Origin of the sequence: Aphanothece microscopica RSMan92 (genome assembly GCF_046613545.2) — a bacterium.
Classification (GTDB): domain Bacteria; phylum Cyanobacteriota; class Cyanobacteriia; order PCC-6307; family Cyanobiaceae; genus NIES-981.
Genome location: NZ_JBKKKY020000657.1, coordinates 1 through 396 on the forward strand (window position 1 = coordinate 1; position 396 = coordinate 396).

Annotated in this window: 1 protein-coding gene; it reads right to left on the bottom strand. The window is 64.1% G+C overall.

Going from position 1 to position 396, the window contains the following annotated elements; genetic code table 11:
- Positions 1 to 43: 43 nt before the first annotated feature.
- Positions 44 to 396: STAS domain-containing protein (locus ACLD7X_RS19510; RefSeq protein ID WP_411425333.1), on the bottom strand; the 353-nt coding region annotated here is incomplete at its 5' end.

A 396-nucleotide genomic window follows, 5' to 3' on the forward strand; every position in this document is an offset into this window, starting at 1 on the left:
TCCCGCATGGTGCGGGAATCGTCGACGGTCAGGATGGTCACGGTCATGGGATGAGTCCTTCGCCCTGGAGGAAGTCCGGTGGAAAGCCGAGGAGGTTTGCTGCTTCGAGAAGGGTGGGAGAGGCGGTGCCGACGTGGAAATCATGCCCGTCCGATTTCCACGTGACCCAGGCGGAGAGGAGCGCCTGGAGTGCGATGGTCGACACGCGCGTGACCGCGCCCGCCTCGATGACGACGGCGGTGTTGCGCGCCTTCCTGAGGTCGCGCAGCAGCGCGTCGATCGCGGTCAGGTCGAGCGACGGCTTGAGCGTCAGCACGGTGATGCCGGATGTCTCTGTCATGCTCCTCGGGCGGCCTCGATTGGCGTTGGAGGAGAACCCTAGGAAGAAAAGTTTGT